Raw genomic sequence first — 13,271 nt, 5'->3', positions numbered from 1 at the left:
CACGAGCAGCTCCCCTCCACGGACGTGGACGCTGCGAGGTAGATACTGCCCGGGAGCGGCACAAGCCGTGAACCGCGTCTTCCCTGACGGTGAACAGTGTGGCGTGGGTTCGGGGCTGCGCGCGCCCCTTGCCCTGCGTGAGGGCGAGCGCGGGCGGGCACCTGAACCAAGGGGTGAGGGGCAGGTGCCGCACACGGTGCTAGCGGCCGCAGCGGGCCCACCCGGGCTCACTGCCGAGGAGGATGCCATGTCCACTGCCGAGCCGATGACCGCGTCCCAGCCCACCGATGCCCGCGCCGCGATCGCGCAGAACAATGCGCGCTTCATGGAGGCGGTCTCGCGCGGGGACGCAGGCGCCCTGGCGGCGCTCTACACCGCCCAGGCCCAGGTGCTGCCCGCCAACGCGGGACCCGTCCAGGGCCCGCGAGACATCGAGGCGTTCTGGGCAGGCCTCATCCAGGCCGGCTTCAAGGCGGGGCGCCTGGAGACGCTGGACGTGGAGGCCGGCGGCGCGCTCGCCGTGGAGACCGGGCGCTACCGGCTCACCCTCGCGCCCCCGGGCGGCGCGCAGGTGACGGACGAGGGCAAGTACCTGGTCGTGTGGCACCGCGAGGCGGACGGCACGTGGCGCATGCACCGCGACATGTTCAGCTCCAGCCTGCCCCCGCAGCCCACGGTGCACTGAGGCGCGCCGCTCGCGCACGACGAGGGCGCCCGGGCGTTCTTCAGTGCCGCACGGCGTTCTCGTCGAGGAAGCGCAGCACCGTGTCGGCGACCTCCTGCCAGCCGTGGTCGATGGTGAGCGAGTGGCCTCGGCCGGGGATCTTCACGAGGCGGGTGGGATTCGGGTTGTGCTTGTAGCGCCCGTACGACGCATGGGCGATGGCCCACGGGACCGTGTGGTCGCGCTCCCCCGAGACCACCAGCAGCGGGCCGCGGTCGCTCCGTCGGGTGTCGACGTGCGCCTCGGTGCGTGGGTTCAGGTTCGCGAACGCCATCTGGAACAGCGCCATTCCGGGGGCGGGGACCGCTTCGCGCTCGTAGAGGACCTTCGCTTCCTCCTCGGGGAGGGCGTTGGCGAAGCCGTAGCGGAACTGCTCGTACGTCAGCGGCACCCCGCGATGCCGGTTCCGGGGATCGCGCAAGCCGATCGATGCCACCTTCAACGAGGAGTACGGCAGCGGCAGCACGCCGCGGAACGGCCCGGGATCGATCGCCGCCGCGCCGGCGGCCAGGCCGCGGCCCGCGAGGATCTGGGTGATCAGGCCGCCGGTGGAGTGACCGATCACGATGGGTTTCTGGCGGAGCTGGCCAATCACTTCTTCGAAGTGAGCGGTGACGCTGCCGAGCGACTGTCCTGCGACGGCCTCCGGGTGGGCGCGCGCCTCCTCCACACTCGGTGGGTCGTCGGGCCAGTCCGGTGCCAGCGTTGCATACCCCTGCTTCTCGAAGTGCTCGCGCCAGGGCTTCCAGCTTCCGGCGAGCAACCACAGCCCATGCACGAACACCACCGGCGTCCGCCCCGATGCGTTCGCAGCCTCGACCTCTTGCTGCTCTCTCTGAGTCAGTGCCATGCCCCCAGGTTGCGTCCGGACGTGCACGCAGTCAGCTGAGGAGGTGAGGACCGGCTCGCCGCTCGCACGAGGCTGCGTCGGCAGAGCTCTGGATGCAGCGCTGCGCTGCCCCCGAAGACTGGTACGAAGGTCCATGTCCGGGAAGAGGACGCCCTCTTCCACGCAGTCCTGCGTGCAGAGAATCCGCTCGGGCCACGGCACGTCGTCCAGCGTGACGACCGGGAGCCGTGCTCACCGCGGTCCGGAACCAAGCGCCTGAAGTGGACGACCCTCCTTCGCGAGCGGCGCGCGGGGTGCAATGTGTGCTCGTGCAGCGAGAGGCGTGCGCCCCCCCGTGAGGCTGGCTACGCTGAGGCGATGTCCTTCGCCTTCGGCGTCGTCCTCACCGGCTTTCTCCTGTTCGGCCTGTCGCTGATGGGCGTGGCCTACGCCGTGGCGGCGGTCGTCTGCTTCCGCAGGCGGCACCGGGTGGCGGTGGCCCTCCTCGCCGTGCCGTCGCTCTGTGCGCTGACGTTCGCCGTCTCCATCGTCGTCCGGTTCGTCAGGGAGATGACCCCGGACACAGGCATCGACGACCCCGCGAGGGTCAGCCGCGCCGTCTCCGCGCAGGACCTCGTGGGCAGCTGGGGCGAAGGGCGGGAGGCCGTGACCTTCCAGGGTGACGGCACCGCCCGCACGGCAGATGGCGCGCTCTGGCGCTGGAAGCAGCGCTACCGCAACGCCTTCGTGATGAGCCTCGTCGGCGCGGAGCCCGCGCGTGAGCGGTGCTGGATCGGCCTGCGCCAGGGAGACGACATGCTGCTCTTCTCCGTGGACAGCTGCTTCGACGAGGCGAAGGGCTGGGCTCTCGGAGCGGCGCTGCGCCGCAACGACTGAGCACGGCGCTCCAGTGCTGTGCGTCCGCGGAGCTTCAGTCGGCGTTGACCGCCTGCTCCAGCGCGCCGCGCTGGCCGCTCGCATCCACTCGAAACGCCTTCCCCCTCTCGATGAGCAGCGCCTCCCGCGTGCCCGCGGCATGCCCGACATCGACGCGCAGGACGGCGCCGCCGTAGTCGGAGCCGACGTGCTCCACCAGCGTGTGGCCGATGACCAGGTGGCGGACGCCGAAGTGCTGCAGCACCTGCTGCACTTGCGCCGGGGTGGCCCTCGGGATGCCGGGCATGTCCATGGCGAGGCCCCGGTACCAGAGCACCCCGAGCGGCCCCCGGATGACCGCCTTCGCCCGGGCATCGGTCAGCTCGCGCGGGTCGCGGGTCAGCGACGTTGCCGCGAGCCGGTCGACCTCGTCCAGCGTGGGCCGCAGCGCCAGCGCCTCGGGGCTGAGGCCCCCGTGCATGAACAGGTAGTCGCCGACCCTGAGGAGCACCGGCTTGCTGCGCAGCCAGCGGCCGAGCTCGCTGTGCTCGTCCCACAGCGCCTGCGGCGCCTGCCCCGTGAGGCGCAGCGTCTCGAGGTACTTCGGGTGTTGGTAGCGGGTCTGGCCGGTGAGCAGCATCTGCTCGTGGTTGCCGAGCACGTAGTGCACGGCGCCCCCTGCGGCGCGCGCCTCGGCCTCCATCCGGTAGACGAGCCAGAGCAGCGGCAGCACGTGGGGGCCACGGTCCACCAGGTCGCCCACCAGCACGAGGTGGCCCCTGCCGAAGCGCCAGTGCAGCCGCGCATCGAGCACCCCGTTGTGCTGCATCAGCGAGGTGAAGGCGTCGAACTGTCCCTCCAGGTCGGAGGCGACGAGCAGGCGGGACGGCATCGGGAAGTGCGTCGCCCCGCGGGGATGGGCCTTGCGCAGCGGGACCTCGAAGCGGTGCGCCCCGGCGGAGTCGACCTCCACCTCGACCTCGGCCCCCGCGAGCGCGCTGCGCGTCGCCTCCACCACGCCCTGGTCATTGCGGCGCACGCGCAGCTGCTCGCGCTTGCCGTCCTGCAGGAACACGTAGGGCCCGTCGATGCTCGCCGCAGCTCCGGCGTCGCGCGCGGCCGCCGGCAGCGCGCCCAGGGCCACCGCCAGGAGGCAGGTAACCCCGAGGCTCGTCCTCCGTGTCATCGGCCCTCCGTCACGCAGCGCCCCGTGGCGAAGGCCTCGGACGCGCTCACGCGGAGCTCCCGGACTCGAGCGCCGCGCCGGTGGCGAGCACCTCGTCCACCACGCTCTGCACGTCCGCGGGCCGGGTGCGGTGGTTGACGAAGCAGGCGCGCAGGCAGAAGCGCCCGCCCAGCACGGCGTTGGAGAGGTACACGCGTCCGCGCGCGTTGAGGCGGGGCAGCAGCGACGCGTTGAAGGCGTCGCGCTGCGCCTCCGGCACGCGCCCCACGTACTGGAAGCACACTGCGCTCAAGGGACCCTGCCCCACGTGCTGCAGACGCGGCTCGCGGCGGATGGCCTCGCCCAGGGCCTGCGCGTGCGCAAGGTCGCGCCCGATGGCGTCGCGGAAGGCGGCGAGCCCGTGGTAGCGCAGGGAGAGCCACAGCTTGAGCGCGCGAAAGCGCCGGCTCAGCTCCAGGGACTCGTCGAAGAAGGCGAAGCCCTCCACGTCCCCGGCGCCGCCCAGCACCGCCGCGTAGTCGCCCGTGTGGCTGAACGCAGCGCGCGCGCGGCCCGCGTCCTTGAAGAGGAAGAGCCCGCAGTCCACCGGCTGGTGCAGCCACTTGTGCGCATCCAGCGAGAGCGAGTCCGCGCGCTGCAGGCCCCGGAACAGCTCCGGACGCGCGAGCGCGGCGAGCCCTCCGTAGGCTCCGTCCACGTGCAGCCACAGCCCGTGCGCCGCGGCCACGTCCGCCACCGCCTCGAGCGGGTCCACCGCGCCCGTGTTCACCGTGCCCGCGCTGGCCACCACCGCGATGGGGCGGCGCCCCGCAGCCAGGTCCTCCTCCACCGCGCGCGCGAGCGCCCCGGGCACCAGCCGCATCCCGGCGTCCACCGGCAGGAGGCGCAGCGCCTTGCGGCCCAGTCCCAGCAGCGCCATGGCCTTGGGGATGGACATGTGCACCTCGCTGGAGGCGTACACCACGCCGCCCGGCTGCACGCCGTCCTCGTTCGCGGGCGCACGCGCCTCGCGCGCCAGGGCGAGCCCCATGAGGTTGGCCGCGGAGCCGCCTCCGCAGAGGCTGCCGCCGAAGCCCTCGCAGCCCACCGCGCGTGCCAGCTCCCGCACCAGCGCGCGCTCGAGGCTCACCGCCGCGGGCGCGCTGCGCCACGCGGTGGTGTTCTGGTTGAGCACACTGGTGAGGAAGTCGCCCAGCGCGCCCATGGGGCTGCCCGCGCCGAACACGTAGCCGAGGAAGCGCGCGTTGTAGGCGCGGCACGCGTCCATCAGGGGCAGCAGCGCGTCGAGCGCCGCGTCCCCCAGCCCCTCCTCCGGCAGCGCCCCGTCGAACAGCGCCTCCGTCTCCTGCCCGCGCGCCGCGGGCGTGATGGGGCGCGCGTCCAGCCCCTGCAGCCAGCCGGAGGCGAGCTCCGAGACGCGCTGGCTGAGGCGGCGGAAGTCGGCTTCCGGGAGGTCGAGCGGTGAGGGCGTCATGGCAAGGCCGGTTGTAGCGCCTCCCGGGGGGCGGCGTGCACGTGGACGCGGGTGCCGACTGTCTCCGCTGGGACGCGCCCGCGCCTACGGCTTTCGCGCCGCGCGCAGGATGCGGACGGGTGGGGTGAGCTGCTGCCCGCTCGCAGGGGCCTGCTGGATGGCGCGCACCACGTCCATGCCCTTCACGACCTTGCCGAAGGCCGCGAAGCCCTGGCCGTCCGGGTTGCGCTTGCCGCCGAAGTCGAGCTCGGGCTGAGCGCCGAGGCAGATGAAGAAGTCCGCCTGGGCGCTGTCGGGCGCACCGCGCGCCATGGAGAGCGTACCGTCCAGGTGCTTGAGTCCCGTTACCCGCGTGCGCTCCAGGGGAATCGGGGGGAGCAGCTCGGCCTCGCGGGCCGGGTCGGTGCCGCCCTGGATGACCTCGATCTTCACCGCGCTGTTCGGCTGGTTGTCGGGCTTCACCGTGCGGTGGAAGAGCCCGCCGTCGTAGAGGCCCGCGTCCACGTAGGCGAGGAAGTTGCGCACCGTCTGCGGCGCGCGCGCCGCGTCGAGCTGCAGCTCGATTTCACCCTTCTCGGTCTGGAGTACCACCCGCACCGGGGAGGCCTTGGCTTCCGGGGCTTTGGCCTTCTTCTTCGGCGCGGCAGCGAGGGCAGCGGTGGAGAGCGCGAGCAGTAGGGCGAGGAGGGCAGGGGAGAGGGGTCTCATCGGAGCCATCTAAGCGCGGGCGCCCCTCCGGGGTCACCTTCCCGGCAGGAGCCTGCCCGTGGACTGGAGGAAGGCAGCGTCCAGGGAAGCGCGGCCTCCCCCGGGGGGGCCTGCTGCCGCCGGCCGCCGGGCGCTATGCTGCGCAGCATGCGCTCCGCACTGCTCCCGCTGCTGCTGCTCGCCACTGCACCCGCCTGCACCGCGGCGCGCGTGCAGGCCCCGGAGGCACCGGTCGAGACAGCCGCCCACGCGCTGCCCTTCGTGGTGGACGACGCGGAGCGGGCGCTCGCGGCGGCGAAGGCCCAGGGGGTGCCGCTCTTCGTGGACCTGTGGGCGCCCTGGTGCCGCCCCTGCCTCGCGATGCGCGCGAACGTGTTCACGGACGCGGCGCTCGCGCGCTACGGACGGCGCTTCGTGTGGCTCGAGCTGAACACCGAGCTGGCGCAGAACGCGGCCTTCCTGGAGGAGTACCCCTTCGACGTGCTGCCCACCCTCACGGTGCTCGACCCCCGCAGCGGCAAGGTGCTGGTGCGCTCGCCCGGCAGCGCCACGGTGACGCAGGTCGCCGCGCTCCTGGAGAGCGGCGAGCGCGCCTACTGGGGCCCGGGCGCAGGCCTCGAGGCCGAGCTCGCGCGCGCCGATGCGCTGCTCGGGGCGGGCCACGTCGCGGAGGCCGTGGACGCCTACGCCCGCACGCTGCAGCTCGCCCCTCCCGACTGGGAGCGGCGCGGCCGCGCGCTGGAGTCGCTGCTCTCCGCGCAGGGCCGTGCAGGCGCCCACGAGGCCTGTGCGCGCACGGCCCAGTCGGAGCTCGCGCGCCTGGAGCGCTCGCCCCGGTGGGCGGCCGTCGCGGCGAGCGGGCTCGGCTGCGCACTGGAGACGAAGGACGCGGGCCTCCAGGGCGCGCTCGAGGCCCGGGTGCGCGAGGCGCTCGCCCCGCCCCTCATCGAGCTGGTGCCGGAGGACCGCTCCGCCCTCCACCAGTCGCTCGTGCGCGCGCGCCGCACGGCGAGCGACGCGCCCGGCGTGCGCGCGGCGGCGGAGGCGTGGCTCGGCTTCCTCGAGCAGGAGGCGGCGCGCGCGCCCACCGCCGAGGCGCGCGCCGCCCTCGACTCGCACCGGGTGAGCGCCGCGGTGGCGCTCGGCGCGCCGGAGCGCGCCGTGGCGGCCCTCGAGCAGAGCGAGCGCGACCTTCCCGGCGACCCGAACACGTCGACGCGGCTCGCGGGGCTCTACCACGCGCAGGGCCGGCTGGCGGACGCCATTGCGGCGAGCGGCCGCGCCGTGACGAAGGTGCAGGGCCCACGGCGGCTGCGGGTGCTCCGGGACCGTGCCACCCTCCTGGAGATGGCGGGACGGCGCGCCGAGGCCATCCGCACCCTCGAGGAGGCGCTCACGTACGCGGAGGACCTCAGCCGGGTGCAGGTGCCCACGCGCACGCGCGATGCCCTGGAGAGGCAGCTGAGGGCGCTGCGCAGCGAGCCGGCCCCGGAGCACTGAGACCCAGGCTCCCGAGGCGCGCGAGGCTCCAAGTGCCCACGGTTGCTCGGCTTCGGTGCTCCAGCAGGAGCGGCGCCGCGGATGGGGGAGAGCGAGCGGGCAGGCGAGCAGCGGTGCAGGTAGGAGATCCGATTCCAGTCACTCGCACGCAACGGGATTGCAACGGGCGCTTCCAATGCGGCGCTCGCCTCTGTCATCATCTGGTCCTGCGGTTCTGCTGGTTCGCCTCTTTCTGATTCGCCTCCTGGAGAGTGCCCCGTGATCACGACCCTGCTCCCTGCGCTGTGCCTCACGCTCGCCACCTGCGGTGCGTGGGCGCGCTGGCGGGCGCAGCACGCGGCGTGCGCGGTGGTGCTCGTCTCGCGGCGGCGCTGAGGATCCCCCCCAGCGCTGCGACGTGAGGCGCCAACCCCTCACCCCGTCCCCCTGCGTGCGCAGGGGGCGAGGGGGGCTCTCATGACAGCGCAGCAGGAGCGCGCGCGGGTGTACCGCGAGCGCGCATTGAAGGGCGAGGCCGTTCCCGTGTCCCGGGAGCTGCCCGCAGACCTGGACACCCCCCTCTCCACCTACCTGAAGCTGGGCGGAGGCCACGAGCGCGGCTTCGTGCTCGAGAGCTGCGTGGGCGGCGAGCGCTTCGGCCGCTACAGCTACGTGGGCACCTCGCCCTCGGGGCGCGTGCGGCTGGATTCGAAGGGCGCCACGTTGATCCGCGGAGGCCGCGAGGAGCGGCGCGAGGGCGCACCGCTCGAGGTGCTGCGCGCTCTCTGGCGCGAGCACGCGGTGGCGACGCTGCCGGGCGAGGCCCCCTTCGTGGGCGGGCTCGTGGGCTACCTCGGCTACAACTGCGCCTCGTGGTTCGAGCGCCACGTGCCGGACCGCCACCCCCACACGCTCGCCTTCCCCGACTCCGAGTGGATGCTGCAGGACGCCTTCGTCACGCTCGACTCGCGCGCGCAGACGCTCAAGGTCACGGCGCTCGCGAGGCCCGCGCAGCATGCGAGCGCGGAGGGGGCGCTGCGGGCCGCCGAGGGACAGGTGGAGGAGCTGGTGGCGCGCCTGCGCCGGCCGCTGCCGGAGGAGGCCTATCGCGCCGCGGGCGGAGTCGCGGGCGCGGAGGGAGCGCAGGCGACGTGGGACCGGCCGGGCTTCGAGGCCGCGGTGGCGCGCGCGCAGGAGTACATCCGCGCGGGCGACTGCATGCAGGTGGTGCTCGCGCGGCGCTTCGAGGCGCGCGGGGCGCCGCGCCCGCTCGCGCTCTACCGCGCGCTGCGGCGGGTGAACCCGTCCCCGTACCTGTTCCTCGTCGAGCTCGGGGAGCCGCGCGGTGAGGCGCGGGCGCTGGTGGGCGCCTCGCCCGAGCTGCTGGTGCAGGTGCGCGACGGCGACGTGGTGGTGCGCCCCATCGCCGGCACGCGGCGGCGGGGCGCGAGCGAGGCGGAGGACCGGGCGCTCGAGGGCGAGCTGCTCGCGGACCCGAAGGAGCGCGCCGAGCACACCATGCTCGTGGACCTGGGGCGCAACGACGTGGGCCGCGTGGCCGCGCCGGGCAGCGTGCGTGTGGAAGAGCTCATGACGGTGGAGCGCTACAGCCACGTGATGCACATCGTGAGTCAGGTGCGCGGGCGGCTGGGCGAGGGGAAGGATGCGCTCGATGCGCTCGCGTGCGCCTTCCCCGCGGGCACGGTGTCCGGTGCGCCGAAGATCCGCGCGATGCAGATCATCGACGAGCTGGAGCCCATTCGTCGTGGCCCCTACGCGGGCGCCGTGGGCTACCTCTCCTTTGGCGGGACGCTGGACCTGGCCATCGCGCTGCGCACCTTCTTCGTGGAGGGCACGCGCGCGATGTGGACCGCCGGCGCGGGCATCGTCGCGGACTCGGTGCCCTCGCACGAGGCGGACGAGACCGAGCACAAGGCAGGAGCGCTCGCGGCCGCGCTGCGGCTCGCGCGCGAGGAGGAGGGCGCGTGATCCTCGTCATCGACAACTACGACTCCTTCACCTTCAACCTCGTGCAGCTGCTCTTCACGCTGGGCGCCGAGGTGCAGGTGGTGCGCAACGACGAGATCGACGCGGCCGGCGTGCGCGCGAGCGGCGCGAGCCACCTCGTGGTCTCTCCCGGCCCCTGCACGCCGCACGAGGCCGGGGTGAGCGTGGAGGCCATCCGCGAGGCGCAGGTGCCAGTGCTCGGAGTGTGCCTCGGGCACCAGTCCATCGGTGCGGCCTTCGGCGGCCAGGTGGTGCGCGCGCCCGAGCCCGTGCACGGGAAGTCCGCGCACATCCGGCACGGCGGGAAGGGGCTCTTCGAGGGCCTGAGCCCCGGCTTCGAGGCGGCGCGCTACCACTCGCTGGTGGTGCGCGCCGAGGACCTGCCCCGGGAGCTCGAGCCCACCGCGTGGAGCGAGGACGGGCTCATCATGGGCCTGCGCCACCGCGAGCGCCCGGTGGTGGGCGTGCAGTTCCATCCGGAGAGCGTGCTCACGCCCGAGGGACCGCGGCTGGTGAAGAACTTCCTCGAGGGGCGGCTGTAGCTCCGCGCGGTTCCATTGCACCGCGGCTGGGGCCGGCATAGGTAGGGCGGGCGCGCGCGGAGGCCGGCGCCCGGCTTCCGGACCCGCGCCGACAGGGAGCGACCATGACCGGCCGGCACACGCTGCTCGCGCTCGCGCTCGCGCTGGCGCTCGGCGGAGCGCTGGCGGCTGGGGCGCAGCCAGCGCCGGCGCCGGCCGCTCCGGCGCAGCGCACCGACCTGCCGCTCACCCTGGTGCTGAGCGGCGGGGTGAGCCTGGGCTCCTACGAGGCGGGGCTGGGCTGGACGGTGGTGGAGTTCGCGCGGCGCGTGCCGGAGCTCACCATGGACGCGCGCGCCGGGCGGCCGCGCCTCGTCGCGGCGACGGGCGCCTCGGCCGGCAGCATCAACGCGCTGCTCTCGGCGCTGCTCTGGTGCGCCGCGCCGCAGTCGCGCGCCGACAGCTCCGTGGACCACAACCTGCTGCGTGACACGTGGGTGCCCGTGGGCCTGGACCGGCTGCTGCCGGACCAGGCCTCGGCGTACCAGCCCGGCGACGGGCTGCTCGCGAGCCGGCCCCTGGTGCAGACGCTGGACGCGCTCGGCGCCTCGCTGCTCACCGCGCGCGGCGGGCGCACCTTCCGCCCCGGCTGCCAGCTGCCCGTGGGCATCACCGTCACCCGCAGCGGCGCCGAGGAGCGGGAGGTGGCGGGCATCTCCGTGCGCACCCAGCGCTTCGTCGTGCCCTGGCGGCTCGAGGTGACGCCGGACGGGAGGCCCCGCTTCGGGGGACTGCCGCTCGAGCAGGCCCGCGAGGAGGAGGACGACGTGCTGTGGCTCGCCGAGCGCCCCGAGCCGGGCGGGGGCAGCGCGCTGCCGTGGAGCCAGGTGTCGCAGGGCGTGCTCGCCTCGGCCGCCTTTCCGGCCGCCTTCGCGCCGCGGGTGCTGTGCGACTGCAGCGCGCGCTGCCCAGCCTCGCAGCAGGTGACGCCCGAGCGCTGTCCGACGCCGGCGGGAGGCTCTGGTGCACTCACCTGTCCCGCGCGCTCGGTGCGCGGCGAGCCGCTCACGCTGTGTCGGCGCAGCTACGTGGACGGCGGCATCTTCGACAACGCGCCGGTGGGGCTCGCCATCGATCTCACCGAGTCCAGCCTCGAGCCCGCCCCGCTGCAGCCCGCCACCTACCTCTTCGTGGACCCGGAGCTGCGCCGGCTCGCGCCCGGGGGCGCCAGCGCGCCGGCCCCCTCGCGGGAGGGGGTGGAGGGCGCGCTGCAGCTGCTCGGAGAGCTGGTGAGCACCGGACGCAGCGCGGACCTCGCGCGGGCGATCCGCGCCGGCGGCTGGAACCGCACGACGCGCAGCCTGCTGCTGCAGGCGAGCGTGGCGCTGGTGCCCTTCATCGACCTCTCCCAGCAGCTGCAGGCGCTCTCGGTGGGCAAGCCCGCGCCCCTGCCGATGCTCGCGGTGCCGCGCGGCCTGTCCGGGCGGGGGCTGCGCGCTGCGGTGGGGCGCATGCTGCTCGGATGCCAGGCGGATGGGGCGGCCGGGGCGCGCGAGGAGCAGCAGCGGCTGCAGGCCTGCGCGCAGGCGGTATCGGCCATCGCCGGCGGAGCGCGGGTGGCGGAGGCTGCGCCGCTCACGGACGAGGAGGTGGAGCAGCTCGCGCAGCAGGTGGCGGCGCGGGCGGAGCGCGAGCTGGCCCGCCTGGGTGACGGCTCGGGAGACCTGCTCGCCGACAGCGAGGCCATCTCGGCGCGGCTCGTGCTGGCGGCCACCGCCTTCGACGTGCTCAGCGAGGAGATGGTCCGCGTGTCGCGCGGGCCCTTCGATGCCCGGCGCCTGCTGCGCCTGCGCGACGAGCTGCTGCGCACGGTGCGCGCGGGCCGCGTGCTCGGGGTGCTCAGCGCCGAGGCTGCCCACACGCTGCTGGATGCAGCGCTCGCGGACGTGGCGCGCTCGCCCGCGCACGCGGAGGCTGCGGCCCGGGTGCGGGCGGCGGTGGCCGCGGTGCCGCTCGGCGAGCTGTTCACCGCGCGCGACCTGCAGCCGGCGCTGCAGGCCCTCGAGGAGGTGCCAGGTGCGCCGGCAGAGGCGGCCGAGCGGGTGCGCGCGCTCGCGAAGCTGGGTCCGCCGCTGCAGCGGGCCATCACCCGGGTGAATGCGCTCGCGCGCGAGGCGCAGGCGCTGGGCGCTCAGCGCGGAGGAGAGCGGGTGCTGGTCTCCTCCAGCCGCTTCGCGCCCATCGCCGGCGCGCAGCTGGGCTACTTCGGGGCGTTCCTGGACCGGCCGCTGCGCGAGTTCGACTACTACGCGGGCGTGTACGACGCGGCCCACGCCATCGCGGAGAGCGTGTGCGGCGCCGCGGCCTGGCCCCGGCTCACCGCGCCGGTGCGCAGGCGCGAGGCCCCGCAGGCGCTGGACCTGGCCGAGCCCGACACGCAGCGCTGCCTCGGCGAGGCGATGCAGGTGGTGGCGCGCAGCCTCGGCCTGACGGCCTCCCCGCCGGCGAGCCTGGTGCTGCGCCGGCTCGCGCGCGCCGAGCTGGCAGCGGCCCTGGACGACCGTGCTCGCGCCGCAGCGTTGCTCGCCGAGCCCGCGTGGGCCTGGCTCGAGCAGGGGGCGCCGCCGCGCCCCGCGGACGCGAACGTCGCGGCGGTGGCGGACGCGTTGCTCGCCGCGCGCACGCCCTGCCACCCGCAGTCCCGGGAGCCACTGTGCGTGCGCGACGTCTCCTTCGTTGCGCTGGTGCAGGCGCTCCGGGAGCGCGGCTACCGGCCGGTGGAGCGCAACATGTCCGAGCTGCTCGCGCAGGGCGAGGGCTGGTCGCGCGACACCGTACGCAAGGTGCTGGACCGCTCGCTGGACACCGAGCGGAGGTATCACGGCGACGCGCCCTTCTCGGGGGCGGTGCTCCGCGCGCACGGGCTGGGGGAGCTGTGGATGCGGGGGCCGGGCCCGGGGGGCCGCTACCCCCGGCTGGACCTGGACCCCTCCACCATCCCCGGCGCCTCGCTCGCGGCGCCGGACGTGGGGCGCCGGGCGCTCGCGCACCTGCTGCCGTACCGCATCGGGCTGGACGTGAGCAACGGTGGGGTCTCGCTCTCCTGGCTCGAGCCCGCGCTGCGGCTCTCGCCGCACGTCTCGGTGCTCTCGGCAGTGACCCCGCTGGACCTCGAGATCGGCCGCAGCCGGTACTCGTCCACCGTGGGGCTGCTCCCCACGCTGCACCTGCGCGGCACGTCATTGAGTGCAGGGCCCCGGGCCTCGGTGTACTGGCGCGACGGGCGCATCGCCACGGGCGCCGAGCTGCGGGTGAGCGTGCTGCAGGACCGGCTCGGCCTGGCGCTGGGGACGCGCGACTTCCCCCTGGGCAGCAGCAACTTCTTCGTGAGCGTCTCGCTCGCCGACTTCAACGGCGTGGCGTACTGGCTGCTCCCACGCCTCGGGCCCTGAGCGCGCGCGGGCGCA

10 protein-coding genes are annotated in these 13,271 nt (G+C 74.7%); 6 read left to right on the top strand and 4 right to left on the bottom strand.

Annotation, left to right across the window (positions count from 1 at the left end; all coding sequences use genetic code 11):
• Window positions 1-247 precede the first annotated feature (247 nt).
• Window positions 248-685: a DUF4440 domain-containing protein gene (locus FGE12_RS07565; RefSeq protein WP_153865719.1), complete on the top strand. Its 438-nt coding sequence runs from the start codon at window positions 248-250 to the stop codon at window positions 683-685.
• Between the two features lie 40 nt (window positions 686-725).
• On the opposite strand, the gene FGE12_RS07560 is transcribed toward FGE12_RS07565, so the two are convergent.
• The gene (locus tag FGE12_RS07560) at window positions 726-1,574 is read right to left on the bottom strand and encodes an alpha/beta hydrolase (protein WP_153865718.1); all 849 of its coding nucleotides are present in this window, start codon (window positions 1,572-1,574) and stop codon (window positions 726-728) included.
• 357 nt (window positions 1,575-1,931) lie between these two features.
• Here FGE12_RS07560 and FGE12_RS07555 point away from each other — a divergent pair, with 357 nt between their 5' ends.
• Window positions 1,932-2,450 (top strand): hypothetical protein, encoded by a 519-nt coding sequence (locus FGE12_RS07555; RefSeq protein ID WP_153865717.1) that lies wholly within the window; start codon window positions 1,932-1,934, stop codon window positions 2,448-2,450.
• Window positions 2,451-2,484: 34 nt separating this feature from the next.
• Here the strand turns inward: FGE12_RS07555 and FGE12_RS07550 are convergent, their stop codons facing one another.
• The 3 genes from FGE12_RS07550 to FGE12_RS07540 form a co-directional block, all read right to left on the bottom strand.
• The gene (locus FGE12_RS07550) at window positions 2,485-3,615 is read right to left on the bottom strand and encodes a metallophosphoesterase (protein WP_153865716.1); all 1,131 of its coding nucleotides are present in this window, start codon (window positions 3,613-3,615) and stop codon (window positions 2,485-2,487) included.
• A gap of 46 nt (window positions 3,616-3,661) precedes the next feature.
• Window positions 3,662-5,089: a pyridoxal-dependent decarboxylase gene (locus tag FGE12_RS07545; RefSeq protein ID WP_153865715.1), complete on the bottom strand. Its 1,428-nt coding sequence runs from the start codon at window positions 5,087-5,089 to the stop codon at window positions 3,662-3,664.
• A gap of 84 nt (window positions 5,090-5,173) precedes the next feature.
• Window positions 5,174-5,797, bottom strand: a complete 624-nt coding sequence (locus FGE12_RS07540; protein WP_153865714.1) for a peptidylprolyl isomerase — start codon at window positions 5,795-5,797, stop codon at window positions 5,174-5,176.
• 147 nt (window positions 5,798-5,944) lie between these two features.
• Here FGE12_RS07540 and FGE12_RS07535 point away from each other — a divergent pair, with 147 nt between their 5' ends.
• From FGE12_RS07535 to FGE12_RS07520, 4 genes are all read left to right on the top strand, one after another.
• Window positions 5,945-7,297, top strand: coding sequence for a thioredoxin family protein (locus FGE12_RS07535; protein WP_153865713.1), 1,353 nt, complete (start codon window positions 5,945-5,947; stop codon window positions 7,295-7,297).
• 456 nt (window positions 7,298-7,753) lie between these two features.
• Complete coding sequence (locus FGE12_RS07530; RefSeq protein ID WP_153865712.1) at window positions 7,754-9,265, top strand: anthranilate synthase component I family protein; 1,512 nt, start codon at window positions 7,754-7,756, stop codon at window positions 9,263-9,265.
• Window positions 9,262-9,825, top strand: coding sequence for an aminodeoxychorismate/anthranilate synthase component II (locus tag FGE12_RS07525; RefSeq protein WP_194797682.1), 564 nt, complete (start codon window positions 9,262-9,264; stop codon window positions 9,823-9,825). Before FGE12_RS07530 ends, FGE12_RS07525 begins: the two co-directional genes overlap by 4 nt.
• 104 nt (window positions 9,826-9,929) lie before the next feature.
• Entirely contained in the window at window positions 9,930-13,256 is a 3,327-nt protein-coding gene (locus tag FGE12_RS07520) for a patatin-like phospholipase family protein (RefSeq protein ID WP_153865711.1), read from the top strand.
• The last annotated feature ends 15 nt before the right edge of the window (window positions 13,257-13,271 follow it).

It is taken from the genome of Aggregicoccus sp. 17bor-14 (assembly GCF_009659535.1).
In the GTDB taxonomy this organism is placed as follows: Bacteria; Myxococcota; Myxococcia; order Myxococcales; family Myxococcaceae; genus Aggregicoccus.
Note: the sequence above shows the minus strand (reverse complement) of the source record. Positions and strands in the feature narration are given on the sequence as shown.